A 25,428-nucleotide genomic window follows, 5' to 3' on the forward strand; every position below is an offset into this window, starting at 1 on the left:
CTATGAGCGGCGCTGACGCTTCCGGAGGCGTTACAGGATGTGGAAGTGGCCTGATGGCCAAGACAAAGCCCGGCGACTGCCGGGCTTTTTTAATGCGCGCGGCTTAAAAGCCTCGCAGATACCATCTTGCACTATCGTTTCGGTGGATGGTGTATCGCTCCAGTGCTGATTCACCGCTGCTGTCAGACACGTAGGTCACTGTGAACTTCAAGACGTTCTTCGCCGGTTGCTCCCAGTTTCCGACACGATCAACGCCCAAGCAGCGGGACTGGTTGTACCTCATTGATAATTTAGGGTCGGCATAAGCAATACCGTAGCCAGAACCATCATAGAAGCGAGCCAGGTAACGTGCAGCCGCACCAGCGGTCTTCGTCGGCAAACAAGCGGATGTCGTGACCAGGTCTTTTACCATTGGCGTTGCTGAAGTCACGTCTTGGGCCAAGGCTTTCGGGGGTGTCGCGAGTGCGGCGTCAACATTGACACTTGCGGCGCCACTCAAGGTGTTATTCACGGCAGTCAAGGCTGCATTGGTCTGCTGCAATGCCGTGTTCACACCGGCACAACCCACTGCAGCAAAAGCAAAAGGCACAGCGACAAGCAACGATTTCGGGAGAGCGCGCATAGGAAGGCTTCAGTATTTGATCCGGATATCAGGTTATCAATGCCGCTGTACTTTATCAATGCAATATTAACGAAACCGTTTGTACTAACTGCCCTCCTCTTTTATTAATAGCCGTTCGTAAATATCTACCCGATCCGCGCAGCGGTTCAGTTCTACTGCGACGGCGTCAGACTCGGCGGCGAGGCCGACAAGAAACTCTGCAGCCTCGTGAGAAAGTTCGGCGCGTGGCGCTGGATCGGCGCCGTCGCCGGCAGGGTTGGCCGCAGCGCTTGCAGTTGTGCCGCTGGCAGCTTTGACGGGGACTGACATGCGCTGACGGCCAGCAACATGGTCAGCAAGAATGCGGTTCTTTTCAGCTTGTACATTGAGCAATCCTTCACGGTAACGGGTTTCGGCGGCCAGCAGCTGGCCGGCTGCGGCGGACTCGGCGCGGCGCAGTTGCTGCTGCAAATCATTGATGGCGGCGTTGTCGTCACGCTCGCGAGTGACCGCGGCGAGCTGCTGGTCTTGTCGCTCGGCAGACTGGCCAGACCAGTACGCGAGGCCGTGCGACAGCCCGAGCAGCGCCACCACAACGATGATGGGAACGAGTTTGCTATTGATCATGCCAAGCGACCTCCTGCCATCTCATACACGGCCAGCAGCGTTTGGGCGTTGTGCTCGTTCTGGCCATAGCCAGCCCCCGGCAGCGATGCCCAGCGGCTGCGGCACTTGCTGATGGCGGTGGCGATGTTGCCACGCTGGATGTCGTCCAGAGCGCGGCACTCGCGGATCAGCTGCAGCGCGATGCGGTCCTGATTGATGGCGCCGAAGTTGCTGAGGCCCAGCTGCTTGCGGTAGGCGTCGTAATAGCGCGCCAGGATCTGGTAACGGCCGGCGGCGCTGGACTTGATGCCCAGCTTCGGCAAATCAATGACACGCCGCGGGTGATCGCTATAGCTGCTGAACAGCAACGGTGCCTTTACGGTGCTCCCGACGATGACGTTGTAACCGTCATCGCTGGCGGCGATCAGGCCACGCCCCAGCTCGGACACGGCGATCATGTCGAGAAAGGCAAGGACATTGCGGCCACCGGCCTCTTGCTCCGAGATGCGAGCCATGTGACTCCTTCCATAAAAAAACCCGCCTCATGGGCGGGTGTGGTCGTCGGTGGTAATGGTCAGGCAGAAATCTTGTCTGCGCGGCGCTTGAGCCAGGCTTCCAGGTACTGGGCACCAACAATGCCCAGACCGGCGCCAATCCCCACCAGCGCCGGTAGCGGTAGTGCGGGAAACTGCATCAACGCTACGCCTGCAATGGTGGAGGTACCGGCACCCAGAATGGCGCGGCCAAAGATCAGGCGCGTGGTGATGGCTTCATCGCTGGACAGCAGCTTGCCCAGCCCGATCAGCGACCCTACGCACAGCAACCACAACAGTCCTTTTTCATGTTCCTGCATTACAACCCCCTAAAAAGTGAACCCCGCGAAATCGCGGGGCTGGAGTGAAACAAGTCACGGCGCCAATGCCACCAGCGCCTTGGGTTTTTTCTGTCCTGCTTTCTTCTTCCCCTTCTTCGCCGGCTCGGCTTTCTTATTCAGGATCAGTTCCAGGCTGGTTTCCCAGCCGCCACTACTGAATTCGTGCGTCACGCTGTCGATGGTCCAGAGGTGGTCGACGCCGTCCTTGATTCCCTGCGTGCGCAGTTTGCGCTCGGCAACGATGTCGGCGCGGCCGGCCATGGTGATACTCATGGTGATTTCCGACCGTGCCGCGCGGTTGCTGGCTGCCTTGGCTGCCGCCGCCGCCGTACCTTTGCTACTCGCCGTGTGACGGATCACCCGCGGCGGCGCACTCGGGTTGTCCGGATTGGGCACCAGCACCGATTGCGTCTTGCCGGTGGCTTTGTCGTGGTGGCGAACGATGGCGCCACCAGAGGCGTTGCGATCACTGGACTTGAAATGCCAGCCCTTGATGTCCTTGCGATGGAGCACCAGCGTGGGCAGCGTCTTGCCGGTGACGCTGGCAGCCTGGCCGCCACGCGGCAGCACCAGGATCTGCCCGCCCTTCACTGTCGCGGTGGCGTCGTACTGGCCAGCCAAGCGGGTGATGAAGTGAAGATCGGATTCGTTCATCTGATCAGCCCGGGCAACAGTGGCCTTGACCTTGCACACCGCCTTGAGCTTGTTGCGGGCGGCAATGTCCTTCACGACCTGCTCCAGTGTGGCGCCCTCCCACGAGTGGCGCCGGGGCTGCTTGATCTTGCCGGACATGTCCGCCGGCCGACCACGAAACACGACAATCTGCGGCGGGCCGCTGGACTCGACTTCGTCCACCCGATATTGCCCGATGCGGGTCAGCCCGGTTTCGACATAACCCAGGCTGACATCGAGCATAGCGCCGCGCGGCGGCAGGCCGACTGCGCCGTTTCGGTCGTCCAGGGTAACGGTCAGCTCGTCGGAATCCAGCCCGGCCTTGTCGGTAATGCTGATCGAGATCAGGCGGTCTTGCAGGGTCGCGGTAATGTCCTGACCATTGGCCAGGATACGAAAGGTCGGCCGCATGGTTTACTCCCACAGCGTGACGGTTTCAGTTGTGGCGCTGGCAATGTCCGGCATGGCGATATAGATGCCCTGAGGATACGGCTGTGCCTGCCCGGCCAGATCCACGTTGGCGGCCAGCACCGCCTCAACAGTACCGTTGAGGTGGCCATAGTGCGCGTGGCAGAGACTGTCCAGGCAGTCTCCGTCAGACGTTCTGATAATCTTCGCCATAGCGAGACAGCTCCAGCGTGAAGGCCTGCTTGCGCGGTGCACCGTCGACAAACAGATACGCCTGTTCTTCGTTCAATTGCGCCAGGTACCAGCGCCCCAGGTGCTCACCGTAACCAGTGGTCAGTGTCAGCGGCTGCAGCGCATCACCCAGCTCGCGCAGGCGGTCGATGTGTCCGGCGCCATGCTGCGCCAGGAAGATCGCCCCCTTCAGCGTGATGCGGTCACCGCCCTTGCTCACCGCCTGCTCTGCCGCGCGCCGCGTCAGCCGTTCCTGGCTGGCGATGTTGAACTGGGTGGCACGGGACAGGGTGTCAAACGCGGCCTGCCCCAGGGCAAAGCGGAACGGCACGCCCAGCTCCGGCGCCAGCTCCAGCAGGTAACCCCGTGCCGGTGCGCCACTCATGTTCAGCCCTACCGCCAATGCCCCGCCGAATGACTGCACCAGCGAGGCGACACTGCCGCCGCCCATACGCATGGCGAGGGCGCGCGCATCTTTCGGCAGTCGCGCGTAGGCGGTAAGCGAGTAACCCAGCGCCTGTTTCAGCTTGCTGTTGCTGGCCGCCAGCGCCCTACCCGCCGCCTGCAGCAAGTTATTGCTGGAGCTGGTCAAGTCCTTGGCAGCCAACGTCAGCAGCCCGGCCGCACGCTGCACCGTTCTGCTGCTGGCGCCGGTCAACGGTGCACCGGCCGACAGCAGCGCGGCGGCCTTTTCTACCTGCACCGCCGCGCCGGTGGCACTCTTCACCGCCGACGTGACATCGGCCACCGCCCGCGGCAAATTGGCGACGCCGGCGGCGCGGCTGGCGCCATCAACGGCCAACCGCAATACTGTTTCAAGCTCCATGTCACCCTCCTACCGGGTCGTACAGACCGCCGCCGCTTGACTTGGCTTTGGCGGACCATTGGTCAAACAACCGCTTCAGGTGCGGCGCCAGCTGCGCGGCGATCTCTGCCGGGTTCTTGGCATCGCCCAGCACCTTGACGTCGATTTTTGGTGAGAAGGTAAAGTGCTGTACGACGGGTGGCGGTGGCGCCTTTGCCGGCGCCGGCTTGGCCGCGGGTACGGCAGCCTGTGCTTTGGCTGCCGCTTCCGGCTTCGCTGTCGCCCCAACCGCAACAGGCCGCTTGATGACTGTCGGCGCCAGCAGCTTGGCATCCTCATCACCATGCAGCTTGTCGTACAACCAGCCGCCCAAGGTCTGCTTGCGGCCACCGTTGGCCGCCGTCAGCCCTGCCGTAATGCCGGCATTGATCGCGGTACCGACTCCGTAACCGGCCACGCCCGCTGCGGCAACCATGCCGGTAGCGGCAGCCGCTGTTGCGGCACCGCCTGTTGCCACAGCACCCAGCGTCGGAGCGGCCATCACGGCACGACCTGCCGTCACCGTCCCGCCCAGCGCACTACGCACCGCGGCACCGACACGCGTCAGCTTGCCTGATGGTTTGCCTTTGTTGTCCGGTGCCCCCGGCAAGTCCGGCAGGCCGCCACGTGGCATGTTGGTGACGAACACCTGCTGCACGCCGGCGCCAGGCTTGCCACCGCCCAGCACATCAGGCAGTACACCAGGTAAACCGCCTTTACCGGCTGCCGCCGCCCCGGCCTTGCCGCCCAGCGTGGTCAGCACCTTGCCGGCGCCCCACTGCACGGCGCCACCGACAATGCGCTTGGCCGCAATACCCAACGTCACCACACCGGCAGCCAGCCCCAGCGTTGATGCCTCCGGATGATTCTGCGCAAAGCCGGTACCGAGCTGCAGCAGCGATGACGCCAGATCGGCCGCACCGTTAGTCACGGGCCGGATGGCATCCCCGACGGCGATCATGCTGGCGTTAAAGTCCGCCGCCACCGCCTCCCAGCGGCTGTTCGATGTGTCGTCGCGAGCGGCTTTGTCCCCTTCCAGTTTCTTGCCACCATCCGTGCTCTGGATCTTGGTCAGGTCGCTCTTGATCTGGCCACCGTACTTGATCTGTGCCAGCGCGCCGGAGCGCGCCTGCTGGTCGGTCAGGATGTCGGCCAGGCCGGCCATTTTCAGGTAGGCATCCAGCGCCTCGTTCTCTTGCTGCTTGTTGCCGCCGCTGTTCTTGATCCTGGCTTTCAGATCCGCCAGCTTCTTCGCCTGCGCCGGGTCCTGCTTGGCGGTGAGCTTTTCCGTCAGCGCGATGAAGGCCTCGACGGGGTTGTAACCAGCCTTCATGTACGCCTTCATCGACTCCTGCAGTGACACGCCAGCATCGGCAAACTTCTTGTCGGTGTCCGGCGCGGTGATCTTGGCCAGCAGGTTCTTGAAGTTGTTGGCAGCGCTGTCCGGGTCACCCGTCAGCTTGACCTGCGCCTGCAGGCTGGCGGCGATGTAGCGCACCGCGTCCGAACCCTGAAAACCCAACGCGCCGGTGGTGGCCAGCAGCTCCGGCATGAAGCGGGCCATCTTGTCCGACTCGAACGCGCCCAGATCGCCGGCGACGGCCACCTCGCCCATGGTCTTGCGCATGTCTTTCTGCGACACGCCGTTCTGGCCGAAGGAGTAGATCAGCTTGGAGGCGTCTTCCGGCGCCATTTTCTGGCCTTTGATCAGCTCGGCCAGCAGGCTGCCGTGGCCAATGGCTTCCTGCCACCCCATACCTTGTGTCACCAGGCCATTGATGGCCTGAGCCAGTGCGGTACGGTCCATCTTCTGGTCGGCGGCAATCTGCATGATGCCGCTAACCAGCTCCTTCTCGCCGGCCTTGTTGGCGATACCAGACTTGATCGCGATGTCGCGGGTCTCTGCCTGGAAATCACCGCTGATCTTGGTGGGCACGGCAGCGGCACCGATGGTGGTCACCCCGGCGGTTTTGCCCAGCTCAATGCCGGACTGAATCTGGCCGATGCCGTGCTGCTGCCACTGCATGCCTTTCTCGGTCTGCTGCAGCTTGCGCATGGCCTTGTCGAGGTTGCCGACCTCGACACCCATATCGCGCAGCTTGGCGGTGTTCGCCGCCAGCTTGTCGCGCAACGGCACGTTGGCCAGCTGCTGCTGCCCCTGGGCGGCCTGTTTGGCCGCCTCCCCTAGTTTGACGGTCTGGCGGGTTGTATCTCCGACTGCGGTACCGGTATTGCGCAGCTCGCTGCGGGTGGCCTGCAGCGTGGCACGCTTGCCCTCGAACGCCGCTTTGGCCGCAGCGGCAGCGCGCTGTGCCTTGCCCAGCTCGCTGGTCAGACGAGCTTCTTCCGATGTGGCCGCCTTGGCCGCATCGATCTGGGCTTTCTTGGCAACGGCCAGCGCCTTGGCCTGCTGAGAGGCACCGCGGGCGGCATCGGCCTCCTCCTTCAGCGCCAGCACCTGCTGGCGAGTCAAAGCAGTGCTGTTCTTGCCGTCCTGCCACGCCGCACGCTTGATGTCGGCATGTGCCGCGGCCAACCTTGCTGCCTCCGACAGCGCCCGGTGTTCGGCTTCCAGCGCCGGCACCGCCGCGGCTTGGCCGGCGGCGGCCTGCTTGGCGGTGTTCAGCGCCCGGGCCAGCTCGCCGACACGGGCGGTGGACGCCTGCCAATCTTTCTCCAGCCCGCCCAGCTCGCCCCGCAATTGGCGTACGCTTTCCAGCCCGATCCGGCGCCCGGCCTTGTCTGCCTCGGCCAGTTCGCGCTGCAGGCGTTGGGTCTCACCAATCAGGCTCTTGATGCCCTTGGTGTCCGCCATGCCCTTTTGCAGGCCTTCCACCGATTTCTGCGTCTTGCCGACGGCGGCGCCCAGCGTTGCGGATACGGCGCCACCGATTACAATACCAATGGCAACATCTTTAGACATACGGGCCCTTCAATGCACGCAGGCAAATGGTTTGATCTGATCGGAACGGCAGTGGTCTTGCTGATGGCCGCCGGTGGCGCGCTATACGGCATCAGCCAGCACGGGCTATCCACCGTGACCGTGCTGTACGGCGCGCTGGCCGGGGTGCTGGTGGGCTGCACCCCGATCGTGGCCATCGCCTTGCTGCTGTACTGGCTGTCCCGCCGCTAATCCGACGACTCATCCACTGCCAGCCATTGCGCCAGCTCGGACACCGGTACCGCGCGGATCTCGTCCCGGCCCCAGCCGTAGCGCTCAGCCAGCCGGCGTGACCACACCCACCACAGCGGACTGTTTCCCGTCGGCAGCTGGTTCTTCCGCAGACAGCCGAAGATAGGCTTTCTGCAACTTGCCGTAATCGCGCAGCGTCACCTGGCGCAGATCGTCCGGCGCGCAACCGGCCATATTCGCCAGCATGGTCATTTCAAACTTCGCGTCATCATTGCCCGCCAACTGGCGGGCATCGAGCTGATCGCCGACCGTCGGTTCGCGCAGCACGACTTGATTGGTTGGCAAGCCATTGATGGTGACCGGGGTAGACAGCTTGATGGTTTCGTTCATGGGGTTGTCCTGAAATGACAACGCCCCGCACAAGGCGGGGCGTCAAAGGTTGGCCGCGAGGGTTACAGGCCCAGCGCGGCACGTTCGGCAGCGAGTTCGTCCACACCATCAATGATGCGGATCAGGCCAACCGGATCGATCTCGTACACCACGGCGCCATCGACTTCCAGCTTGTAGTAGTCCGGCGTGAGGGTGTACTTGGTTTCGTTCTTTTTGCCGGCCTCCCAGTTGCCCATGTCGACTTCGGTGAGCAGGCCGCGCAGGGTGCAGACGGCACCGACGACCTTCCCCTTCCTGTCAGTAAATGCACCGCGGAAAGTACCATTGAAGGCACTGCCATCGGCCAGGCCGAACATCGCCAGCGACGCCTTGTCGATACCGGTCAGCGTAAAGCCGGCCTCCATTTTTTCCAGCCCGATGGCAAAGTCGATTTCGGCATCCATGCCGCCGCCGCGCCAGGCCTCGGTCTTGCGCTTGAGCTTGGGCAGCTGCACCTGCGAGGCCTTGCCGGCGTAGCTGGTGCCCCCCAGGGCCAGGGTAAAGTTGGTGAGTGTTTGCGGAACCATGATTTTTCCTTGTTAAGCAGCCAGCACTTCGGTGATCCACTGGTTCGTCACTTCCACACGGAAGATCGGGTTCTCAGCCGGTGGCACGTCGGTAAAGCGGATGTTCCAGTACACCTTGCCCTCTTCCAGCTGCGAGGCGGTATTCAGCACCGGGTCCGGGTAGACCTCGAAATTGATGATGGCGCCGGCATTGCGCAGGTCGCCCATGAACGCATCCAGCCCTACGGTCACATCATGCACATAGGTCTTGGTGATGCCCTTGTCGACCGCCCACTGGTGGCCGCGCAGGATGGCATCCATCACCATGTCGGTGGTACGCACGCGGGTGACGAAAGACCATTTCGGATCGGCCGACAGCGTGCGGTTACCCCACAGCCGGAATCCACCCTCACGGATGATGGTGGACACATACGCCTGGTTCAGCAGGTTGGCGCGGCAGGTCGGATCGCCGTACAGGTATTCCACCGGCCGGCCAGTACCCAGCACCTCGGCAAACTCGGTGTTGGATGGCGAGGCCCAGAAACCGACCTCGGCATCCTTGGCTGCAAACAAGCCAGCAACGGCACCCGACGACGGCAGCAGGATTTCGCTGCTGCTGGTGGTATCCCACACCTTGTTGCCGCCGGCATCGACCAGGTACAGCCGCTTGCTGCCGAAGTTGGCCGCGTAGGCAATGGCGGCATCATCGGTGGTGTTGGGGCCGTCGATGATGCCGATCGCGCGCAGCTTGCCGGCCAGGCTATCGATGGCGCTGGCTACCGCCTGCGTCGACGAGTGGCCCGGCGCCACCAACAGCCGCGGCTGCAAATTGACTGCCGACTTACCATCCAGCAGCGCCTGCAAGCCAGTACGCACCCCGCTGGCAGTCACACCGCCGATGATGGCGCTGGTCTGCAGCGCGGGATCGGCATTGGCACCAACACCGACAGCGACGATGGCCGCGCGGGTCTTGCTATAGATGGCCTTGAGCTGGCGGAACATCGGGCTATTCTCGCCAAATGCTGCCGCCGCCTCGCGATCATTGGTGATCTTCACCGGCTGGTTTGGCGTCGCCAGACCAGCCCCCGGCGTGAAGGTGTCGACGATACCGATAACCGATGACGACGGCAGCGAGATAGTGCGCGGCCCGCTGTCGACCAGTACAACTTCGGCGCCGTGGAACAACGACTCGTTAGGCATATTTCCTCCCAAATGGGCGTAAAAAAACCCGCCAGTGGCGGGTACATGTGATTGGTTGGTGTTTAGCTGGGTCAGCCTGTTTCTATTCAGCGATTCGTCGCTATCGCGTCACCTTCATCGGCTTCGATGCATTTCTGCCAGCAACGCGGCCAACGTTTCAGTCGCTGATTGCCGCCTTGATTGCATCTGCGGTGGTGGCAGTTTCGATCGAGCCTTGGATCTGAGCGTAACGATCACGTATCTCCTGCCGCTGGGTTTCTAATGCGGCCACATCCGTGCCGGGAATTTGCCTAGCGATCTGCTCATCCAGCGGTTGGAATTCCTGGGCTCGACGTGCACGGCGAACGTCGTGGGCAATCACTTTGGCCTTGTCGATGTTCACGGTGATCATGCTTGGCCTCCAAAGCCATGTGGGCTGCTGAAGTCAGCCTCCCAGGCTGCACGGAAGGTACGGTCTGCCGGGATGTCGGCCACGTCCACGATCAGGTATGGCAGACCCGCAGGCACGTCTTTCGCGGTGATCTCCTCCAGTGCAAGCTCGCACTCCAGTGCCGGTATGAGTACGGCAATACCGCCGCCTTCGTTCGGAAAAATAATGCGTTTGTCCATGTTGGTACCTCAGCAAAAAACTGCCAGCTCGACGTTGGTAAAGTCTGTCCGACCAGTTGTCGAGTTAGTTGTAGATATCCGGACGGATGTGGTGGTCTTGGCGCCAGATGACAAACAGTTGACACCAGTAATCGGGTCGGCTGAACCATTACCCCCCGGAGAAACGGCGAAGTTCGCAGCCGGCATGGCCGTGGTGAAGTTGACGGTGTAATCGCCTGTGCCGTTGTCTGTGATGCTGGACACATTGCCGCTGGCCCGGATGGCAACCGTGCCCGTGCCGTTGAAGTTCACCCAGGCACGTGCGGCGTAAAGTGGCGCACCACCTGTTGCATTCAGCTTTGCCAGGATGGCTGCTTGGACGAATTCTGTGGTGGCCAGCGAGGAGTCGTTGTCGCCGCTGGCAGGTGTCGGTGCTGTCGGGTTGCCGGTCAGTGCCGGGCTGGCCAGCGGCGCCTTGGCCGCCAGTGCGTTGGTCACGGTGGTGGCAAAGTTTGGGTCGCTCCCCAGCGCTGTGGCCAGCTCGGCCAGTGTGTCCAGCGCCGCTGGCGAAGCGGCGACCAGTGCAGCCACTGCCTCCGCGACTTTGGCATCGCCTTCTGCGCTGGTCAGATACTGGGGGTGTGGGTCGGCGGCTGCAGCATGTGCAGCAAGGTCTGCATCGGTGGCGTACTGCGGGTGCGGGTCTATCGCTGCGGTGTGTGCGGTCATCACCTGGTCGACGTAGCCGCGCGGCGCAAGCACCACGCTCGGGTCGACCTTTAGCTCTACCGAAGATGTGTTGGCGACGATCAGCACCATGCGCAGTATCTGGGTGCGTCCGCTGCCGCTGGCCAGTACCGGCTTGTAGGTGTCCGGGCAGTTGGCCACTGCACACAGGTCGCCGGCGGCGTCGTACAGGCCGATCTCACGAATCCACCAGCCGCCGATGTCCTCCGGAATGATCTGCTCCACCACGACCTGGCCACCATTGGCCGGGTCAACGAACAGCGCGTTGAGCGGGGCGCGGCGGTTTTCGTGCACCAGGGCGGTCTGGTTGCGGTCCGGAATGGGTGTGGCGCCGTTGCCATCGCCCACCGCCATTTTGGTGAGCTGCAGCGTGGTGCCGAGCGCAGTGGCGTTGGCCAGCTTGGCCTCACCGATCGCTGTGAGAATGGCGAAGTAGGTCTGTGCCATAGGTTAGTTGCTCCCCCAAATGGTGAGTGTGTCGATGGTATGGGTGCCACCGCCGAGCGCGGCGATGCCGGTGACGACAATCTCGCTCGGGGTGTATGGGTAGACGGTCAGCTCGTCGCCGAGGTAGGCGGCGGCGCCGACGTAGATCTTGCCCTTGCCAGCCAACGCGATGCGCAAGGCCGCTACGAAGCTGCGTACGTTCTTGTACTCGGCGATCAGGGCCTCGATTCGTTGCGGCGTCGATTCGTCAATCCCCCGGTCGTGCAAGTCGATGTCAATCTCGAACGCGTGCGGCGTGCCACCGGCCACGCGGCTGTCGCTAATGCGCGCATCCAGCCCGATCGACGCCAGCGCGGCGATTACCGCGCCTGGTGTGCCCTTGCGGCGGTGGGTGGGGACCGCACCGCGGATCAGCTGACGCTGCTGCTCTTCGGTGATCGCCGATTCCCAGCCCTCGACCGACAGCGACCAAGCCAGCCAAGGCAGCAAGGCGGTGTGGCAACGGTCGGCATCCCAGATCGTGGCGAGCGGCGACGGGTCGGATGCCGGCGTGATGCTGTCGGCGAGCGCCGCCTCGAGCGGCGTTCGGTTCGGAGGCAGCAGGTATCGACTCATAACGCCCTCGAAATCTCTATGCCGTCGCACAACGGAAATTGGTTGATGCCACACATCACGTCGCCCACCGGTTCATCCAGCAGCACACGGGCGACTCCCGGGCCGTGCAACGCGGCAAAAATCGCTGAGCGCGGCATGTCGGCGCCAAGCTTGTGGCGAGCGGCGATCAGTGCATCGAACCGCAGGCGCGCTGCGGCCTCTGCCACAGCCGGATCGGGGCCGGGATCGAACTCGAGTGTGCCGCGTATCCGGTAGTGCACCGCTTCCGCTTGGAGTACATGCGGGTGGTCGGTCAGTGGTCGGATGCTGTCTGCCGACAGGTTCGACTCTACGACGGGCAGCAGTTCGGCATAGTTGTCTTCGTTGTGTTGGACGGCGAGCACATTGACCGCCACATCACCTGGCATCGGCTCGACCAATCCGGCACTGTGCGTGACCTGCAGGACTATCGCGCCAGGCGGTAACATCGCGGCGACTTCGGGCGACACGACAATGCGTGCAAAGCGGGGCGCATCGACCGAGACGTCAGCCACGCCTGCCGATGCCGACAGTGCGTGAAAAACATAGGCGCCGACACTACCGGCCACCGATGTTCCCTCAAGCGCCATCTGCGCGCGAAAGCGCAGCCGCTCGTCGTCTTCGTAAACCGGATCGCGCGGCGGGTTCGCCCCCGGGTCGCCCGGATCGACCAGAAGACGCGCGACATTCAACAGCGCGGACACATGGTCGAGGTCGGCACCGGTGGCGTAGGCCAGCATGGTGGCCTTGGCGGCATCGTTGATGCGGGCTCGCAGCATCATTTCGTCGTACGCCGCAAGCTCCAGCAGTTTCACGACCGGGTCGGACTCCAGCGCCGCACTGTAGTCGGGGTATAGCGGCTGAAACCGCGCCAGCTTGTTGGCATAGATGGTTTCAAAATCGAGTTCCTCGATCACCGCAGGTGCGGGCAGTTGGGTCAGGTCAATCATGCTGTCACGTCCAGTATCTGGGTTTCACCGATGTAGTCGCCTTCGATGCGGAACACCGGGCGCCCATCGATCAGGGAGATCAGCGACACGCGCTTGAGCTTGATCCGCGGCTCCCAGCGGGCAAGCGCCCGGGCCGCCTCGCTCTGCACTGCAGCGATCCAACCGGGATTGACCGGCTGGTCGACCATGCGCGGGATGTTGCTGCCGTACTCTGGCCGCATCCGCCTGCTGCCGATCGGGGTGCTCAGGATGTCAGCCAGCGACTGCCGCAGGTGCTCGATGCCGCTCACCGGCTGGCCGGTGTCCCGGTTCATGCCGGTGAGGCTCATCGGGTTTACTCCGCAGCGCTGTCAGCCGTTGCCGGCTGACGGGCAAAGTCGGCGTGGCTATCCAGAAACGCAATCACGTCCTTGTCGGACGTGGTCACGGTGTAGTTTTCTACCGGTACCGCGCGGCCATCTTTCAGGATCAGGGTGCGCGACTTGAATGCCTTGTCGCGGAAGACTTGTGCGGCAGCGGTGACTGCCGGGGTTGGTTTACTCATGACGGCTCCAGGAATGAAAAACCCGCCAGCGGCGGGTGGGTAGTTCAATTGCAAACGGGTAAATCATGTCGGCGGGCCAACTGGTGCGCCATCGCCCTGCTCTACGTGGCTATGCCCACCCAAACTGATGTCACCAGCGGTGACGTCAGCATCGGAGTGGATATCGCCCTTGGCCTCAATCGCGCCGCCAAAGCTGGCCTTGGCGCCACCATTGGCCAAGTGGTTGATGGCAGCGCCGACGGTCAGGTTGTTGGTCACCATGACGTCCTGCGCATCCAGCGTGATGGTGGTGGTCTTCACCGTCACGCTGTCGGCCGCATTCACGTTGACGGTTTTGACGCCGTCCACCAGCAGTGCGCCGGCGGCGTGGTCATACTCGATGACTGCTCCATCCGGCATCAGCCAGCCGACCAAGTCGGGACGGCCATCACCATCAAATTCACCGGTGTAGAAGCCGATGATGGCGACCCCCTGTGCCGGATCACCGGACGGGCTCAGCAGCACGGCTTGTTCACCGATGCTGGGCGGCCGCCAGTGACGGGCGCGCCCTGCCGCCATCGCGTTCCACATCACCCAGTCCGATGTCCAGCCGTCGGACTCGATGCGCACCCGCGGCGGCTTCATCTGCACCGCCGCTACATTGCCGAGCATGATCAGGCTGGAGAGCTGCCGATCCATTTCCGACTGTTCATAGCTCATGGCGTCACTACCGACTCTGTATCGCCGTCGACGGACCACTGCACCTCGCGCGGCACGAACGACGGCAATGCGATGTCGGAGGGTTCGCCGACTTCCAGCTCGTGCACCCACTCCACCAGCCACACCAGGTAGCCATCCAGCTCTGCATGGTGAAAACCGTCCGGCCCGATCTGCCTCAGTTTGGCGGGTGTCACGGGTTGGTCGAAAGTCGTGGCCGCGTGTACCTGCGCCGCAACGCGCGTGGCCAGCTGGCGCACAGCCAGCTCGGCCTTGGCCGCGGTCGGATCGCACACCACCCGGGCCTGCATGATGGCGACCAGTGCCAGCTCTCCGGTGCCGGGGTCGGTGCCTGGCTCAAATTCGGCCAGTTCCAGCACCAGCAACGGCAGGCTGACGCGCTCGCCCAGCTCCGGATAAAACTGAACATCCACGTCTGGCAGGGCTGCAGCCAACCTTTGTTCGATGGCGTCGTGTAGTGCTTCAATCATCAGGGTGTCCTATTTCGTCAGCTTGCTGACTTCCCAACGCAGCTCCTGCGCCAGGATCTCGAACAAGCGCTCCTGCGCCTGGGCAGCGACGGCGCGGAAGGCACGCTCGCCGACCTCGTCCCACTCAAATCGCACCTGCTCGTACGGCGTGCGTGCGCGGCCAACCCGGCGGAACACACCGCCATCGTTCGGGCTGCCGCGTTTGCTGCGATACAGCCACGCGCCGTCAAAGCGGTGCCGGCCGACCGTGACGCCACGCCGGGTCTGGCGCGCCTTGCCCAGGCGGGCGGCCTCGATCGCGTTGATACCCAGCCAGACCTTGCCCTCCTTCGCCGAGCGCAAGAAGAAGTACAGCCGCTGCTTGAGCACCTTCTGCGGCACTTTGATCTCACTGGAAAGCGAACGGGCGACATGGGTTTTAATCCAGTCGCCCGTCTTGCGTAGTGCCCGCCGCCAGGCATTGCTGACCGCCACTTGAGACAGCCCGTTGACCAGCTGCAGCACGGGGCGGATGTCAATTTCGGCCTTGATCGCAACTGGCATGCTCTCTCCTGCTATTTGGCCCGCAGCACAAGCGTGCTGCGGCCGGTACCGTCCGGCTCGACGCTGACGACGACGTAGTCGCCCTGCCCTGTCACCTGCACCTCGGCGCTCTTGCCCACCCCGACGGCATCGGCATCCTGCACCACCAGGTGAGGTTCGCGGATGCTGGTATTGAGCTTGCCCAGTGCCGGCTGCAACCACGGTGCGTAGAACATGCCGGAGACCGGCTTGCCCTGCACCGTGGCGGCATCGCCCAGAACGTCGAACACCGTAGCGTCGATGTCGGCCATCAGGTCACGGAACATGTCAGGCTGCTTTCAGTTTCAGGCGGATTACGGCTGCCGGGCGGGTGTTCAGGTTCAGTACGTTGGACTGGGACAGCATGTCCACGCCCTTGCCGTGCTTCAGCAGCTCCAGCGAGGTGTAATACGGCAGGCCCATGGTGCCGACGGCATCGACATGATCAGCCGGCGCGAAACGAGTAATGAACATGTCCGGCACACCCTCCGGTACCACGTAGGCCAGATCCGGATCAATGAAGGCGATGGTGCCGACCTTGCCGGTATAACGCTCCCACACCATGCCACCGAACTCAATGGTGTCGCGTGGATCGCCGCGCAAGGCGGCTGCCTGCGGCCCGTACTTGAAGGTTTCTTCCAGGTACTTGTTGGCCACCAGCGCAGCCCAGATGTTCTTGCCGCAGAACACGCGCACACCGGTGCTGGAAGCCGAGCCCAGCGCCGCTTCGACGGCTTCCACCACGGCCAGGCACTGGCCACGCAGGTTCGGCCCCATCGCACTCAGGTTGATTTCGATCTCGGTCTGAACGATCTGGAAGTGCTGGTAGGTATCCAACAGTACACGCTGGCCATCGGCATCCATCACCAGCCCCTTGATGGCACCAATGCGGTGGTACTCGGTAGTGGCATCCAGCTGGCGCTTGTGCTTGTTCTGGCGCTTCGACACCACTGCCTGCACCGTTTCGACCTCGGTTTCACTGCCGAAGGCACGCAGGTTGGTCACTTCGTCGGCGCGGATGACGCTCTGTTGCGGCAGGTGGATGGTGCCAAAGTGCAGCAGGCTGCGCTTGTCACCACCGACCTGCTGGCCGGGACCGCCGCGTTCGCCAGCCGCCACCAGCGACAGGGTATTACCCTCTTTCTCGATCTCCACCGTGGTAGTGGTAATCCCTTCTTCTTCGAACAGCCCCAGCGCGGCCAGGCGGCCCGGGGTCTGGGGGCCTTCGTTGATCGCGGCAGTCAGCGTCGACAGCGAAAAGGCGTCATCTTCAAAAATGGCAAGGGTAGGCATGGTTCAGCTCCTGAAATGCAAAAGGCGCCGACCTTGCGGGCAGCGCCTTGAATGATGGGTGGCGGATGGTTTAGCGGACGACGATGAACAGACTGCCAAAGTCGAAACGGGCATTCGCATCCAAGCCGGTGAGCAGGTCGCCCTGCACCTCTGCCAGACGGCCGGTGACGACCACGCGGGTGGACTCAGTGCGGGCTGGCGCCGGCGCATACAGCACGGCAGCCGCGACACCGGCAGTTGCGCTGGCGTTGTCGTAGGGCACATACAGTTGCTGCACCGAGTCGTAAGCCAGCACCTGGCCGGCGGGCAACGCGGCACCGGCAGCCAGGTCGACGATGTCATTGCTGATCTGGCCAACGGTGGAAATCAGGTGTTCGCCGGTCCGGCCTGCTTGATGAAGGGTGCTCATACATTACCTCGCTGTGGGTTGGCCGCACGGGCACGGCGGCTTGCATAAATGTCGCGGGCCGATGGGCCCTTGTTTTTCGGGGTGGACGGATCGTCTGCCGGTGGCAGGTTGTCCAGCTCTTCGCCGGCTCCGGCCACCATCTTGTCAAACAGCCGCGCTCGGGCAGATTCCACATCCAGCCCACTGGCGATCAGGCTGTTGGCCAGATCCGGCAGCTTGGCGGTCTTGCACAGGTCGCGGATCTCGGTGGCCTGGGCCACTGCGCTGCGGATGGCACTGTCACTTGCCAGGGCGCTGACGGTGATCACACTGTCAACGGCAACGGCCGGCAGCGAGGCCTCGTTGCACAGTCTCGCCGCCAGCTTCGCCATCGCCACCGGGTCTGCCGCGGCGAGTGGCGCCGGATCGGGCGCCGGGGCTGGAGCCGGATCAGCGGGCGGTGTAGCGGGCTCGTCCAGCGCCTGCAACAGGGCCGGTGGCGCGTTCTTCAGCCGTCCCAGACCGGCGCGCAGGTTGGCGCTGGCTTTTAGTGGCACGAGGTCGGTGACTTCGTCCACCAGCCCCAGCGCCAGCGCTTCTTGCGCGGTCAACCAGGTGGTGTCATCCAGCATCTTGACCAGTTCGTCGGCACTCAGCGCCGGCGCCTTGGCGCGATAGCAGCCAACCAGGTTGTCGCGCACCTTGTCCATCATGTCGGCGGTGGCCCGCAGATCCTCGGCCTCGCCCATCGCAAACGTCCACGGGTTGTGGATCATCATCATGCTGTTGGCCGGCATCACCACACGGTGGGCGCCAACGGCGATGATGCTGGCGATACTGGCCGCCACGCTGTCGATACGTGCGGTAACGCGATTGCCCAGTCGGCGCAAGGTGTTGTGGATGGCAAGGCCGTCGAACACGTCGCCACCAAGGCTGCTGATGGCGATCACGATTGGGCGCTGGCCATCGTCGGCGGCCTTCAGGTCACGGATGAAGTCGGCAGCACGAATACCCCAGACGCCGATGTCGTCGTACAGCTCGACTTCCAGTGACTGATCAGCAGCAAGGTTGGCCGCATTGCTGATGCGGTACCAGTTGCCGCTGGCTGCCGGCTCGGGTGCCGGGCCGTTGAAAATGCGGGGTGTTGCAGGGTTCATGGTTATTCCTTTTTTGCGTCGTCATCACGATCATCGACGATGATTTCGCCCTGGTCGTCACGCTGGCGCGGGTCGGAGTCATAGGCCAGCCCCAGCCCGTCAGCGCGGGCGTTGTCAGCCGCGTTTTCGGTGTCGATCGTCTCCGCATCGGCCCCGCGTTTGAGCGCCACTTCGCTGCGGCTGGTGAAGCCGCTGCGCACGGCCAAGCGATCCGCCTGCACGTCCTGCACCGGATGGATATACGCCCAGCCCTGCGGAACCCAGCGCGCGCGCTGGAACGGCCGAGGGTTGGCCGCATAGCCTGGCAGGCTGATGGCACCGGACAGCACCGCCATATTCAGCACCGCACGCCATACCGGCTTGCACAGCTGATGCACAAAGATGGCGTGCTGGCGCTGCTCTACGCGGCGGCGGAATTCATTCAGAATGACGCGGATCACGCGGTCGCTGATGTTGCGCAGGTCACCGGTCAGCAGCTCGTACGGCAGACCCATACCGGCTGCGATGGCCGCCAGCTGCTGCCGCATGAAGTCCTGATAGTTGTTGCCGGCGTCGGGCGGGTCGCTGAACTCGACTTCCTCGCCCGGTGCCAGCTCCTGCATGGTTCCCGGCTCCAGCCCGACCAGCGGTGCAAAATCGGCGTCAACCTGCTGGCCCGGCTCGCCGGGGAATGCTGACTCGGCGCTTGGCTTGCGGATGAAGCCGGCAAACAGGTTGGCGACTTCTTGCCGGAACAGCACCGCGTCGTCGAACTCGTCCAGCGTCTTGAGGCGTAGCAGCACGGTGGCCAGCATCGGCACGCCGCGCAGCTGGCCGGGGCGGGTCGGCTCGTACACATGCAGCACCTGCTCAGCCGGTACCCGCACCAGGCTGTTGAAGCTGCCTTCGCCAGCACGTTCACCGGGGTGGCTCTTGTACATCCAGTAGGCGACACGCTTGCCGATGGCGTCGAACTCGATGCCCTGCCGGATGCGGTTGCCGTTCGGCGCGGTACCGGTCTTGTCGTGTGGCACGAACTCCGGCTCCAGCAGCTGGATCTGCAGCGGCACGGCCAGGCCGTCTTCCAGTCGCCGCGGACGCAGCCGGACGAAACACTCGCCGCTTTCAAACAAGCCTTGTGCAGCCAGCGCCTGCTGGCCGTAGAAATCCAGCACGCCATCTGCATCGGACTCCTCGCACCAGTCGTCCCACACCTCCTGCAACATTTGCCGGATGTCTGCATCCGGGTGCCGCGGCTTGGGTGCGACGCCGGTACCGATATGGTTGGAGACCTGCGTGTCCAGCGCCTTGAAGGCATACGGGTCATTGCGTGCAGCGTGGCGGCTACGGTTGCGCAGGGTTTGCAGGCCGCTGCCGGTGGTGCTGACCGGCCCACTACTGCCGGGTTGCCAGTTGTTGGCACGCCGCCCCTGCCCCGCACCTTCGTAACTGTTCTTCAGCCGGGTCGGCATCAGAAAGCCGCGGCCACGCAGTGTCGGGAAACCGCTCATCTGATCCCCTTTCCTGCGTGGTACAGCCGATGGCTGCGGCTACGTGACTGGCCGTTCTGCTGCGACAGATCGCGTTTGATGGTGTTACGCAGCTCGATCAGCTCCGCAACGCTGCGGTACTCGACGCGCCGGTCAGCGTATTGCACGACACGTTCGCCCCGTGCCAGGGCTTTTTCGATCGCATCCAGCTGGGTTTGAGTGAATGCCATGTCATCGCCGTTTCAGGTAGCCCGACTGCGCCCGGCGGCGCTGTGGGGCGGGTAAAGCAGAAGACCCCGCTTTGGGGGCGGGGTCTTTTGCGGTTGCAGGGTTGGTCACAGTGGGCGGCGCCTGATCAAACAGGCCGGTCTGCGCGTACTTGATCTTGAGCCGTTCCCAGTCTGCCGCCTGATAGCGATGCAGGCCCAGGTAGTGCGCCATGGCCAGGTTGTACACGTTCAGGTCCAGTACCTCGTTGCGCTCGGACTTTGGCTTGACCCAGTCGGTCACGGCACGGCCTTTGACGTAGCGGATCAGCTTGCGCTCGGCGGTGAGCTGGTCGAAGTGCTCGGCCGGCAGGTCTTTGCTGAAGTGCTGCGCTCCCGGGCCTTCCAGCAGCTTGAAGCGGTTGTAGAGCCAGTCCTTGGCGGTATCGGTGCCGATCAGCCACAGTTCGCAACCGCCCTTCTCGGTAGTGCCGCGCCATGTGACATCGACCTTGCTCGGCCGCTGAGGCAGCACCGGCTTGCCGCGCTTGGATTCCCCCTTGATCGCCAGGATGTGGCGCCAGCGACGCAGACGACAGAACTGGTAGACCTCTTGCGTATGGTTACCGCCCGAGTCCACTGCGCCGGCTGCGATGGTCATGCGGCGGCCCGACGGGTGGATGAACTCGGCCTTCAGCTCTTCATCCAGCGTGTCCCAGGTGCGCTGCTCGGCTGGGTCGCCCATGATCACGCGGTGGTCGATGGTCCAGCTTTCCAGCCCTTCGCCCCAGCCCTTTATCAGCAGCTCCAGACGGTTGGCCTGGGTATCGACCGCTGCCGTCAGCATCAGCACGCCCGCCGGGATCGTACGCAGGGCGTAATCCTCAACGCGTGCGAGCAGATCGGCACCGCGAGTGCGTTCCTGGGCGTTGTCCCACACCTTGGACAACCGGGTGTTGTAGAACACCTGCATCGGTTCCGGATCACCCTTCTGCAGGGCGATTTCGGCCTTCTCATACTGCTTCAGCAGCGCAGCCCACGATACCCAGCCCAGCGGCATGTACAGCGCCGAAATGTGGTACGACTCGGTTTCGCCATCGCCCTCGGCCGTTGCACGCCAGTCATCGCTGCCCAGCATGGTGCTCTTGTGGTGCTCCTCGATGCAGCAGCCGTTCTCGATGCAGACATAGTGTGCGGCAGTACGATCCGCATTCCATTTTAGCTGCTCGAACTCCAGCGTCTGGCTTTCGCCGCAATGCGGGCATGGCACGTAGTAACGCTGCTGGTTGCCTTCCTTGTACAGTTCGGCAATCCGGCTGGCACCGTCGACCGTCGGCGAGCTGGAGTAGTAAATCTTGGCGTTGCGGCCAAAGGTGGAGGTTCGCGCCTCGGCCAGCACAACCGGATCGCCCTCGTTATTGACGTTGCGATCCCATCGATCGATCTCGTCGCCGTACAGGTAGCGTGCGGACACCTCAGCCAGGTTGGCCGCAGCACCAGCCGTGGTGATCATCAGCGTACCGCCGGTGAATTCCTTGGTGTCAATCGTGTTGCGGCTATCACGGCTGCGCGCTGCCGCAACGCGGTCGCGTAACGCAGGGATAGCATCCAGATTTTTACCAATGCGTCCGGACAGTCGTTTGGCCAGATTAAGCGAAGGCTCCAGCGCCAGGATGTTACTCGGCGCCATATGAATCAACGCACAGATCCAGTTCAAGAATACTTGCGTCTTCAGCATCTGCGAGGCCCCCATCACCACCACGCGGCGGCAGGGGTGCTCCGGCGACAATGCCCGCATCACGCCGCGTGCATAGGGCGTGCGGTCAGTTTGGTATTTGCCTGGTTCTGCTGCACCTGCGTCGGCAGGAATGCGCTGATGCTCATCGGCCCACTGATCAATCCAAAGCGCAGGATCAGGACGCAAACCAGAAACAAAACCCTTCACATACGCGACAAAGCCGCTTGCATATTTCATTCTGTCATCGCCTTGTTCAGGTCATCTTCGCCCAGCTTGGTGACATCCTCCAGCATCTTGCGCAGGCGGTCGCTCAGCTCGCGTTCCAGCTTCCATGGATCGGAGATCGCAGCCAGGTCGGACGATATCTGCTTGGGCAAACCCATCACCGAATCACGCAACAACCTGGCGTAGCGGTATGTGGCCTCTTCGACGACCTGCCGCTCCACCGTGTTGCCGCAGACCTTGTCATATTCAGCCTGTGCCAGAAGCGCTAGGTATTTCTCGCGACTAGCCTTGTGCGTGTAGTAGTCGGAACTGCCGCCCTGCGACTCGGCTGTGTCCGGTGCATCCGCAGTCACCTGGCTGCGGACATCACGCTGCGTGCGGGTGTCGACATGCCGCTGGCGAACACCTTCTTTTGATGGGTCGGCGGTCTTGCCGAGTTTGGCCAGCGTTGCGTCAACATCGACTGACTTGCCATCCGGCGACATGATCAGCCGCCCCTGTGATCCCAGCTTGGTCACATAGCTGGGCGACCAACCCTGCGAATCCGCAAAGGCCTTTCTGCTCAAATATGTGCGCATGGTTTCACCATCATTTCACTAGATTTCACCGTGGGTGAATTTCACTAACTTCACAGCGCAGCCACTAAAAAAGAATCGCGAGTCTCCAGCCTCGTACCGGGCGCAGAATCGCTAGGGTCCCCGTCTCTCCCAGATCGGCAGTACAAAAAGACAGCGCCCCGATCAACAGACCGGGGCGCCGAAAGCACAACACAGAGGAGAAACGACCACGCAAACACCACAGAAACGCAAAAAGCCCGCTTTCGCGGGCTCTTGACGGAATTTTCAGCTGTATCTGAAAACGGATATTAGTCCGGTCAAACCGGACAGTCAACACACAGCTTCAACTTCCTGGCAATGATCGATATAACCCGACGCGATCAACCGGTCAGAAATCTTTGCCTGCGCCGCGTGCTCCACCGCCCGCAAAGCCGCGGCCACCTTGTTGTTGATTTTGCGGACCTGATCAGCCGAGCAACCATACCGGCCACCAAGCATCTCGAACGTCAAACGTTTATCGCCAAAATGCCGCATCGTCAGATCAAGCGCCAGCTTCTCATGGCATGAACTGGCTGCCCCCATCGCCACACCAGACAACAACACGCAGCACCCCAGCCACTCGGCAGCCGGCGCATCCGCCATGCAGCAAGGACACGCCGCCACCCGTTCACTGAACCGTGCCTGCAATGCTGCCGCCTGCACCTTCGGCAGATCCCCGATCAGCCGTTTGATATTGCCGGCCTCGCCCGCACCATCCAGCCCGACCAACCCCCGGCCAGACCCGATAGACACCGTCCCTGGCACAGAAGCCCCCTTCACAGACGCCTTGAACAAAAAAGCAAACCGCAGCGCCTGACCTACCGAATCAAACAAAACATCACCAGCAACAGACATAAATTTCCCGATCACCCCTGACCGGATACCACACCAAAGCGAGGCGGCCTCTGCGGGCCTGCTCAGCGCACCACAACCAACACCTACGCGAAATCCACCACCCCGCGGCGATACTCCGCCTCAGACAAACCAGCCAGCGAAAACACCTCCTGCTTCCACAGCCCAAGAGGCACCCCCGGAGGCGGCGCAAAGCCCAGCTCCATCGCCTTCAGCTCGATCCCCTTCGCTGTCAAAAACCAAGGCCGGCCATTTGACACCCCTGCAGACCGCGCCGCAGGCGCCAAACCCTTCGCCGGCGCACGGCTGCCAGAAGCCGCACGGAACTGCACCGCATTAACCAACCACTTGCGGAACCTCGCCTGCCAATCCGGCGACAACACCGGCCTGCTGCAGCCCAGGTAATACGACACAAAGCCCACCTGCTCCGTCGCCACATCCAGCCCATAGCCCTTAGCCAGCGCCACCGCCTGCTCATCGGCCACAAAATCCACCGGCACGCGAGAGGCACGCGCCGCAGGCCGCGACACAGCACCAGCCTTGCCGCCAACACACTCACGCTTTTTACGGATAACCGGAGAAGCGGAAGTGTGCCCCTCATCAGCACCACCACCGTCAACCATCACCCCGGCACCACCCTCAACCGCAACGTTGGCCGCAACCTCCAAAACCTTACCAGCACTGGCTTTCCAGCCATTCGAAACCGGCCGCTGAACACCACCGCCAGCCGTACGCTCATTGGCCCCTGATTGGCCCCTCATGTTTTGGACAAGCTTATCCGTCAACGCGCAAGGCAACTCGAAAACGAAGTTCCCGCAGTCCACCAGCAAGCCCAGCGAACACAAGCGCGCAATCGCAGCCCGCCAACGCTTGCGCGTCACCGGTGGCGGCGTATGCCGGCCACGCACCGCATCCACCGTCAGCAAGTCACGGAACACCTGCTCCTTCAGACGCGTCACCAAGCCCACCACACCGGACGCAAAATCCATCCGGCGGCGCAGCCCCACATACAGCTTAAGCAGATCCCCCGGCTCACCCGCCAGGCAATCCCACTCAGCATCCGTCAACACAATAGAAGGCATCACCCACCCCGAACAAAAGGCCGCGTCGCCACCCGGCGAACAGCCAAATCCAATCCTAACGCCTGCAAACGCAGCCCCAGCGCCGCCATATACTCATCCCCATACAGCGACCTCAACCGACGCTCCTCGCGGCGCTGCAACTCCAGCCAACCAGCAGCGGACAACGCCGCCAAAAACGCTGCATCACTTGGCAAACGGCCGCTCTCCTGCAGCCACTCCAGCACCACCAGAGTCATTGCGGCCAACCTTGCTATCCAGCAAACGGATCAACGTCTTTAACAAAGCAGCGCCGGCCGCATGCCGATCATCCGGATGCGCACAACGCACCCGATAAGCCTTGCGCTGCAACACCTGCAACACCGGATCAGGCCGGCGCATGGCAAACACCCCGGCGACGCGCCGCACGCAGCGCACCCGCCAGCACATGCAAACGCGTAACGTTGGCCGCAATCGCATCCTCGATCGCATCCATCTCCGACGCACTGATCCGGCCATCCGACAGCGCAGACGCCACCTGGACGCCCACATCACCATGCGCCTCCATCAAAGACGACAAGCCCATCAGCGGCGACACCTCCGAAATAGCCCCATCGCAAGGCATGCACACAAAACCGCACTCGCTCGCAAACGAAAACAACATCCGGAAATCACCCGACAACTGGCTGATCCGCACCGCAGACAACAACCCCAACACATGCGTCGGGATATTCGGATTCACCTGGCTGCGCAACGTCGAAGCCGCCATGCCCAGCCGGACAGCCAATGCCTCCGCACCGCCCGGATAGTCATGCACCACAGAATGAGCAACATCCAAAACAGACATGATCGACTCCCGCCAAAACGACCGTGGACGACGCAGCAACCCCGCACCTAGACTCACAGCCAGATCAAACAAATAAAAAACGCCCGGCTCAGCCGGGCAAACCCAAGCCATCAGGGGCATTGGCTTGAAAACTTGAAAGAGACAGCTGCTCGGGAAACCGGGCAGCCCTCACCCGCACCAGATCGGGCAAGGCTTCAACACCACCAGCATGGCCACACACCAGAACAGCAGCGGACTGCCAAGGGAAATCCGGCGACAACACCTCGCAGGAAATCCCCGAATGCAGCTCAATTAGCACCGCAAGCGCCGGCGACACCCGGCACTTGCCACGAAGAATCTTGCAAAGCGCAGGCTGAGAAATGCCGATCAGCCGGGCGGCAGCAGATTGGCCACCAACCGACTTCACCCATGCCGTGATAACTGAACGAGTATCCATGG

Annotated in this window: 35 protein-coding genes; 1 reads left to right on the top strand and 34 read right to left on the bottom strand. The window is 62.8% G+C overall.

The genetic code is table 11. The features are described from left to right. Positions 1–103: 103 nt before the first annotated feature. The 8 genes from C8E02_RS17165 to C8E02_RS05515 form a co-directional block, all read right to left on the bottom strand. A complete protein-coding gene (locus C8E02_RS17165; RefSeq protein WP_147424450.1) occupies positions 104–622 on the bottom strand; it encodes a hypothetical protein in 519 nt (172 codons plus the stop codon). Between the two features lie 84 nt (positions 623–706). Next, positions 707–1,228, bottom strand: coding sequence for a lysis system i-spanin subunit Rz (locus tag C8E02_RS05485; protein ID WP_120809960.1), 522 nt, complete (start codon positions 1,226–1,228; stop codon positions 707–709). Beyond that, the gene (locus C8E02_RS05490; RefSeq protein WP_047965450.1) at positions 1,225–1,722 is read right to left on the bottom strand and encodes a glycoside hydrolase family 24 protein; all 498 of its coding nucleotides are present in this window, start codon (positions 1,720–1,722) and stop codon (positions 1,225–1,227) included. The genes C8E02_RS05485 and C8E02_RS05490 overlap by 4 nt, the downstream gene beginning before the upstream one ends. Positions 1,723–1,781: 59 nt before the next feature. Beyond that, positions 1,782–2,060, bottom strand: coding sequence for a phage holin family protein (locus C8E02_RS05495; RefSeq protein ID WP_047965451.1), 279 nt, complete (start codon positions 2,058–2,060; stop codon positions 1,782–1,784). Positions 2,061–2,114: 54 nt separating this feature from the next. Continuing rightward, positions 2,115–3,164 carry a phage late control D family protein gene (locus tag C8E02_RS05500; RefSeq protein WP_120809961.1) on the bottom strand — a complete coding sequence of 350 codons (1,050 nt, stop codon included), beginning with the start codon at positions 3,162–3,164 and terminating at the stop codon, positions 2,115–2,117. A 3-nt stretch (positions 3,165–3,167) separates the two neighbouring features. After that, positions 3,168–3,374, bottom strand: a complete 207-nt coding sequence (locus tag C8E02_RS05505; RefSeq protein WP_047965453.1) for a tail protein X — start codon at positions 3,372–3,374, stop codon at positions 3,168–3,170. Then, complete coding sequence (locus tag C8E02_RS05510; RefSeq protein ID WP_120809962.1) at positions 3,349–4,218, bottom strand: phage tail protein; 870 nt, start codon at positions 4,216–4,218, stop codon at positions 3,349–3,351. The genes C8E02_RS05505 and C8E02_RS05510 overlap by 26 nt, the downstream gene beginning before the upstream one ends. Before the next feature lies 1 nt (position 4,219). Further along, positions 4,220–7,159 (bottom strand): phage tail tape measure protein, encoded by a 2,940-nt coding sequence (locus C8E02_RS05515; RefSeq protein WP_120809963.1) that lies wholly within the window; start codon positions 7,157–7,159, stop codon positions 4,220–4,222. A 51-nt stretch (positions 7,160–7,210) separates the two neighbouring features. On the opposite strand from C8E02_RS05515, the gene C8E02_RS17395 reads away from it, so the two are divergent. Next, the gene (locus tag C8E02_RS17395; RefSeq protein WP_162198987.1) at positions 7,211–7,369 is read left to right on the top strand and encodes a hypothetical protein; all 159 of its coding nucleotides are present in this window, start codon (positions 7,211–7,213) and stop codon (positions 7,367–7,369) included. Between the two features lie 84 nt (positions 7,370–7,453). On the opposite strand, the gene C8E02_RS05525 is transcribed toward C8E02_RS17395, so the two are convergent. From C8E02_RS05525 to C8E02_RS05650, 26 genes are all read right to left on the bottom strand, one after another. Beyond that, on the bottom strand, positions 7,454–7,759 hold the full coding sequence (locus tag C8E02_RS05525) for a phage tail assembly protein (RefSeq protein WP_053068017.1): 306 nt from the start codon (positions 7,757–7,759) through the stop codon (positions 7,454–7,456). A 62-nt stretch (positions 7,760–7,821) separates the two neighbouring features. Continuing rightward, positions 7,822–8,325: a phage major tail tube protein gene (locus C8E02_RS05530; RefSeq protein WP_047965456.1), complete on the bottom strand. Its 504-nt coding sequence runs from the start codon at positions 8,323–8,325 to the stop codon at positions 7,822–7,824. A 12-nt stretch (positions 8,326–8,337) separates the two neighbouring features. Further along, positions 8,338–9,504, bottom strand: a complete 1,167-nt coding sequence (locus C8E02_RS05535; RefSeq protein ID WP_120809964.1) for a phage tail sheath C-terminal domain-containing protein — start codon at positions 9,502–9,504, stop codon at positions 8,338–8,340. A 157-nt stretch (positions 9,505–9,661) separates the two neighbouring features. Further along, entirely contained in the window at positions 9,662–9,895 is a 234-nt protein-coding gene (locus C8E02_RS05540) for a hypothetical protein (protein ID WP_120809965.1), read from the bottom strand. Continuing rightward, positions 9,892–10,113, bottom strand: a complete 222-nt coding sequence (locus C8E02_RS05545; protein WP_120809966.1) for a hypothetical protein — start codon at positions 10,111–10,113, stop codon at positions 9,892–9,894. The genes C8E02_RS05540 and C8E02_RS05545 overlap by 4 nt, the downstream gene beginning before the upstream one ends. Positions 10,114–10,122: 9 nt before the next feature. Continuing rightward, positions 10,123–11,286: a phage tail protein gene (locus C8E02_RS17610; protein ID WP_120809967.1), complete on the bottom strand. Its 1,164-nt coding sequence runs from the start codon at positions 11,284–11,286 to the stop codon at positions 10,123–10,125. 3 nt (positions 11,287–11,289) lie between these two features. Continuing rightward, positions 11,290–11,901 carry a phage tail protein I gene (locus C8E02_RS05555; RefSeq protein WP_120809968.1) on the bottom strand — a complete coding sequence of 204 codons (612 nt, stop codon included), beginning with the start codon at positions 11,899–11,901 and terminating at the stop codon, positions 11,290–11,292. Further along, complete coding sequence (locus C8E02_RS05560; protein ID WP_120809969.1) at positions 11,898–12,869, bottom strand: baseplate assembly protein; 972 nt, start codon at positions 12,867–12,869, stop codon at positions 11,898–11,900. Before C8E02_RS05560 ends, C8E02_RS05555 begins: the two co-directional genes overlap by 4 nt. Next, the gene (locus C8E02_RS05565) at positions 12,866–13,198 is read right to left on the bottom strand and encodes a GPW/gp25 family protein (protein WP_047965460.1); all 333 of its coding nucleotides are present in this window, start codon (positions 13,196–13,198) and stop codon (positions 12,866–12,868) included. The genes C8E02_RS05560 and C8E02_RS05565 overlap by 4 nt, the downstream gene beginning before the upstream one ends. Positions 13,199–13,203: 5 nt before the next feature. Then, positions 13,204–13,413 carry a hypothetical protein gene (locus C8E02_RS05570; RefSeq protein ID WP_120809970.1) on the bottom strand — a complete coding sequence of 70 codons (210 nt, stop codon included), beginning with the start codon at positions 13,411–13,413 and terminating at the stop codon, positions 13,204–13,206. Between the two features lie 63 nt (positions 13,414–13,476). Then, on the bottom strand, positions 13,477–14,112 hold the full coding sequence (locus C8E02_RS05575; RefSeq protein ID WP_120809971.1) for a phage baseplate assembly protein V: 636 nt from the start codon (positions 14,110–14,112) through the stop codon (positions 13,477–13,479). After that, entirely contained in the window at positions 14,109–14,600 is a 492-nt protein-coding gene (locus C8E02_RS05580; RefSeq protein ID WP_147424451.1) for a hypothetical protein, read from the bottom strand. The genes C8E02_RS05575 and C8E02_RS05580 overlap by 4 nt, the downstream gene beginning before the upstream one ends. A 9-nt stretch (positions 14,601–14,609) precedes the next feature. Then, positions 14,610–15,143: a phage tail protein gene (locus C8E02_RS05585; RefSeq protein ID WP_120809973.1), complete on the bottom strand. Its 534-nt coding sequence runs from the start codon at positions 15,141–15,143 to the stop codon at positions 14,610–14,612. An 11-nt stretch (positions 15,144–15,154) separates the two neighbouring features. Next, positions 15,155–15,448 carry a head-tail joining protein gene (locus C8E02_RS05590; protein WP_120809974.1) on the bottom strand — a complete coding sequence of 98 codons (294 nt, stop codon included), beginning with the start codon at positions 15,446–15,448 and terminating at the stop codon, positions 15,155–15,157. A 1-nt stretch (position 15,449) separates the two neighbouring features. After that, complete coding sequence (locus C8E02_RS05595) at positions 15,450–16,454, bottom strand: major capsid protein (protein ID WP_120809975.1); 1,005 nt, start codon at positions 16,452–16,454, stop codon at positions 15,450–15,452. A 70-nt stretch (positions 16,455–16,524) separates the two neighbouring features. Further along, positions 16,525–16,863 carry a head decoration protein gene (locus C8E02_RS05600; protein ID WP_047965467.1) on the bottom strand — a complete coding sequence of 113 codons (339 nt, stop codon included), beginning with the start codon at positions 16,861–16,863 and terminating at the stop codon, positions 16,525–16,527. Further along, positions 16,860–17,999 (bottom strand): head maturation protease, ClpP-related, encoded by a 1,140-nt coding sequence (locus tag C8E02_RS05605; protein WP_120809976.1) that lies wholly within the window; start codon positions 17,997–17,999, stop codon positions 16,860–16,862. The genes C8E02_RS05600 and C8E02_RS05605 overlap by 4 nt, the downstream gene beginning before the upstream one ends. A gap of 2 nt (positions 18,000–18,001) precedes the next feature. Further along, positions 18,002–19,489: a phage portal protein gene (locus C8E02_RS05610; protein ID WP_120809977.1), complete on the bottom strand. Its 1,488-nt coding sequence runs from the start codon at positions 19,487–19,489 to the stop codon at positions 18,002–18,004. Beyond that, on the bottom strand, positions 19,486–19,698 hold the full coding sequence (locus C8E02_RS05615) for a phage head-tail joining protein (protein ID WP_047965470.1): 213 nt from the start codon (positions 19,696–19,698) through the stop codon (positions 19,486–19,488). The genes C8E02_RS05610 and C8E02_RS05615 overlap by 4 nt, the downstream gene beginning before the upstream one ends. Position 19,699: 1 nt before the next feature. Then, complete coding sequence (locus tag C8E02_RS05620) at positions 19,700–21,649, bottom strand: phage terminase large subunit family protein (RefSeq protein WP_120809978.1); 1,950 nt, start codon at positions 21,647–21,649, stop codon at positions 19,700–19,702. Further along, complete coding sequence (locus C8E02_RS05625; protein ID WP_047965472.1) at positions 21,646–22,215, bottom strand: hypothetical protein; 570 nt, start codon at positions 22,213–22,215, stop codon at positions 21,646–21,648. The genes C8E02_RS05620 and C8E02_RS05625 overlap by 4 nt, the downstream gene beginning before the upstream one ends. A gap of 309 nt (positions 22,216–22,524) precedes the next feature. After that, positions 22,525–23,088 carry a hypothetical protein gene (locus C8E02_RS05630; protein WP_147424452.1) on the bottom strand — a complete coding sequence of 188 codons (564 nt, stop codon included), beginning with the start codon at positions 23,086–23,088 and terminating at the stop codon, positions 22,525–22,527. Positions 23,089–23,171: 83 nt separating this feature from the next. Beyond that, a complete protein-coding gene (locus tag C8E02_RS05635) occupies positions 23,172–24,167 on the bottom strand; it encodes a hypothetical protein (protein WP_120809980.1) in 996 nt (331 codons plus the stop codon). Continuing rightward, a complete protein-coding gene (locus C8E02_RS05640; protein ID WP_120809981.1) occupies positions 24,167–24,403 on the bottom strand; it encodes a hypothetical protein in 237 nt (78 codons plus the stop codon). Before C8E02_RS05640 ends, C8E02_RS05635 begins: the two co-directional genes overlap by 1 nt. Positions 24,404–24,531: 128 nt before the next feature. Beyond that, positions 24,532–24,990 (bottom strand): phage regulatory CII family protein, encoded by a 459-nt coding sequence (locus C8E02_RS05645; RefSeq protein ID WP_170152112.1) that lies wholly within the window; start codon positions 24,988–24,990, stop codon positions 24,532–24,534. Positions 24,991–25,078: 88 nt separating this feature from the next. After that, entirely contained in the window at positions 25,079–25,426 is a 348-nt protein-coding gene (locus tag C8E02_RS05650; RefSeq protein ID WP_082133600.1) for a YdaS family helix-turn-helix protein, read from the bottom strand. Positions 25,427–25,428 lie beyond the last annotated feature (2 nt).

Origin of the sequence: Vogesella indigofera, from assembly GCF_003633895.1 — a bacterium.
Lineage (GTDB): Bacteria > Pseudomonadota > Gammaproteobacteria > Burkholderiales > Chromobacteriaceae > Vogesella > Vogesella indigofera.

Bases quoted from the DNA above. Each gene is read 5' to 3' on its own strand.
- C8E02_RS05565 (WP_047965460.1), bottom strand. From the start codon at position 13,198: ATGAGCCTCACCGGCATGAACCGGGACACCGGCCAGCCGGTGAGCGGC.
- C8E02_RS05485 (WP_120809960.1), bottom strand. From the start codon at position 1,228: ATGATCAATAGCAAACTCGTTCCCATCATCGTTGTGGTGGCGCTGCTC.
- C8E02_RS05555 (WP_120809968.1), bottom strand. From the start codon at position 11,901: ATGAGTCGATACCTGCTGCCTCCGAACCGAACGCCGCTCGAGGCGGCG.
- C8E02_RS05575 (WP_120809971.1), bottom strand. From the start codon at position 14,112: ATGAGCTATGAACAGTCGGAAATGGATCGGCAGCTCTCCAGCCTGATC.
- C8E02_RS05500 (WP_120809961.1), bottom strand. From the start codon at position 3,164: ATGCGGCCGACCTTTCGTATCCTGGCCAATGGTCAGGACATTACCGCG.
- C8E02_RS05540 (WP_120809965.1), bottom strand. From the start codon at position 9,895: ATGATCACCGTGAACATCGACAAGGCCAAAGTGATTGCCCACGACGTT.
- C8E02_RS05580 (WP_147424451.1), bottom strand. From the start codon at position 14,600: ATGATTGAAGCACTACACGACGCCATCGAACAAAGGTTGGCTGCAGCC.
- C8E02_RS05615 (WP_047965470.1), bottom strand. From the start codon at position 19,698: ATGGCATTCACTCAAACCCAGCTGGATGCGATCGAAAAAGCCCTGGCA.
- C8E02_RS05535 (WP_120809964.1), bottom strand. From the start codon at position 9,504: ATGCCTAACGAGTCGTTGTTCCACGGCGCCGAAGTTGTACTGGTCGAC.
- C8E02_RS05635 (WP_120809980.1), bottom strand. From the start codon at position 24,167: ATGCCTTCTATTGTGTTGACGGATGCTGAGTGGGATTGCCTGGCGGGT.
- C8E02_RS05640 (WP_120809981.1), bottom strand. From the start codon at position 24,403: ATGACTCTGGTGGTGCTGGAGTGGCTGCAGGAGAGCGGCCGTTTGCCA.
- C8E02_RS05545 (WP_120809966.1), bottom strand. From the start codon at position 10,113: ATGGACAAACGCATTATTTTTCCGAACGAAGGCGGCGGTATTGCCGTA.
- C8E02_RS17610 (WP_120809967.1), bottom strand. From the start codon at position 11,286: ATGGCACAGACCTACTTCGCCATTCTCACAGCGATCGGTGAGGCCAAG.
- C8E02_RS05585 (WP_120809973.1), bottom strand. From the start codon at position 15,143: ATGCCAGTTGCGATCAAGGCCGAAATTGACATCCGCCCCGTGCTGCAG.
- C8E02_RS17165 (WP_147424450.1), bottom strand. From the start codon at position 622: ATGCGCGCTCTCCCGAAATCGTTGCTTGTCGCTGTGCCTTTTGCTTTT.
- C8E02_RS05495 (WP_047965451.1), bottom strand. From the start codon at position 2,060: ATGCAGGAACATGAAAAAGGACTGTTGTGGTTGCTGTGCGTAGGGTCG.
- C8E02_RS05510 (WP_120809962.1), bottom strand. From the start codon at position 4,218: ATGGAGCTTGAAACAGTATTGCGGTTGGCCGTTGATGGCGCCAGCCGC.
- C8E02_RS05645 (WP_170152112.1), bottom strand. From the start codon at position 24,990: ATGTCTGTTTTGGATGTTGCTCATTCTGTGGTGCATGACTATCCGGGC.
- C8E02_RS05600 (WP_047965467.1), bottom strand. From the start codon at position 16,863: ATGAGCACCCTTCATCAAGCAGGCCGGACCGGCGAACACCTGATTTCC.
- C8E02_RS05570 (WP_120809970.1), bottom strand. From the start codon at position 13,413: ATGAGTAAACCAACCCCGGCAGTCACCGCTGCCGCACAAGTCTTCCGC.
- C8E02_RS05605 (WP_120809976.1), bottom strand. From the start codon at position 17,999: ATGAACCCTGCAACACCCCGCATTTTCAACGGCCCGGCACCCGAGCCG.
- C8E02_RS05620 (WP_120809978.1), bottom strand. From the start codon at position 21,649: ATGAAATATGCAAGCGGCTTTGTCGCGTATGTGAAGGGTTTTGTTTCT.
- C8E02_RS05630 (WP_147424452.1), bottom strand. From the start codon at position 23,088: ATGTCTGTTGCTGGTGATGTTTTGTTTGATTCGGTAGGTCAGGCGCTG.
- C8E02_RS05490 (WP_047965450.1), bottom strand. From the start codon at position 1,722: ATGGCTCGCATCTCGGAGCAAGAGGCCGGTGGCCGCAATGTCCTTGCC.
- C8E02_RS05560 (WP_120809969.1), bottom strand. From the start codon at position 12,869: ATGATTGACCTGACCCAACTGCCCGCACCTGCGGTGATCGAGGAACTC.
- C8E02_RS05595 (WP_120809975.1), bottom strand. From the start codon at position 16,454: ATGCCTACCCTTGCCATTTTTGAAGATGACGCCTTTTCGCTGTCGACG.
- C8E02_RS05505 (WP_047965453.1), bottom strand. From the start codon at position 3,374: ATGGCGAAGATTATCAGAACGTCTGACGGAGACTGCCTGGACAGTCTC.
- C8E02_RS05525 (WP_053068017.1), bottom strand. From the start codon at position 7,759: ATGAACGAAACCATCAAGCTGTCTACCCCGGTCACCATCAATGGCTTG.
- C8E02_RS05610 (WP_120809977.1), bottom strand. From the start codon at position 19,489: ATGAGCGGTTTCCCGACACTGCGTGGCCGCGGCTTTCTGATGCCGACC.
- C8E02_RS05515 (WP_120809963.1), bottom strand. From the start codon at position 7,159: ATGTCTAAAGATGTTGCCATTGGTATTGTAATCGGTGGCGCCGTATCC.
- C8E02_RS05530 (WP_047965456.1), bottom strand. From the start codon at position 8,325: ATGGTTCCGCAAACACTCACCAACTTTACCCTGGCCCTGGGGGGCACC.
- C8E02_RS05625 (WP_047965472.1), bottom strand. From the start codon at position 22,215: ATGCGCACATATTTGAGCAGAAAGGCCTTTGCGGATTCGCAGGGTTGG.
- C8E02_RS05590 (WP_120809974.1), bottom strand. From the start codon at position 15,448: ATGTTCCGTGACCTGATGGCCGACATCGACGCTACGGTGTTCGACGTT.
- C8E02_RS05650 (WP_082133600.1), bottom strand. From the start codon at position 25,426: ATGGATACTCGTTCAGTTATCACGGCATGGGTGAAGTCGGTTGGTGGC.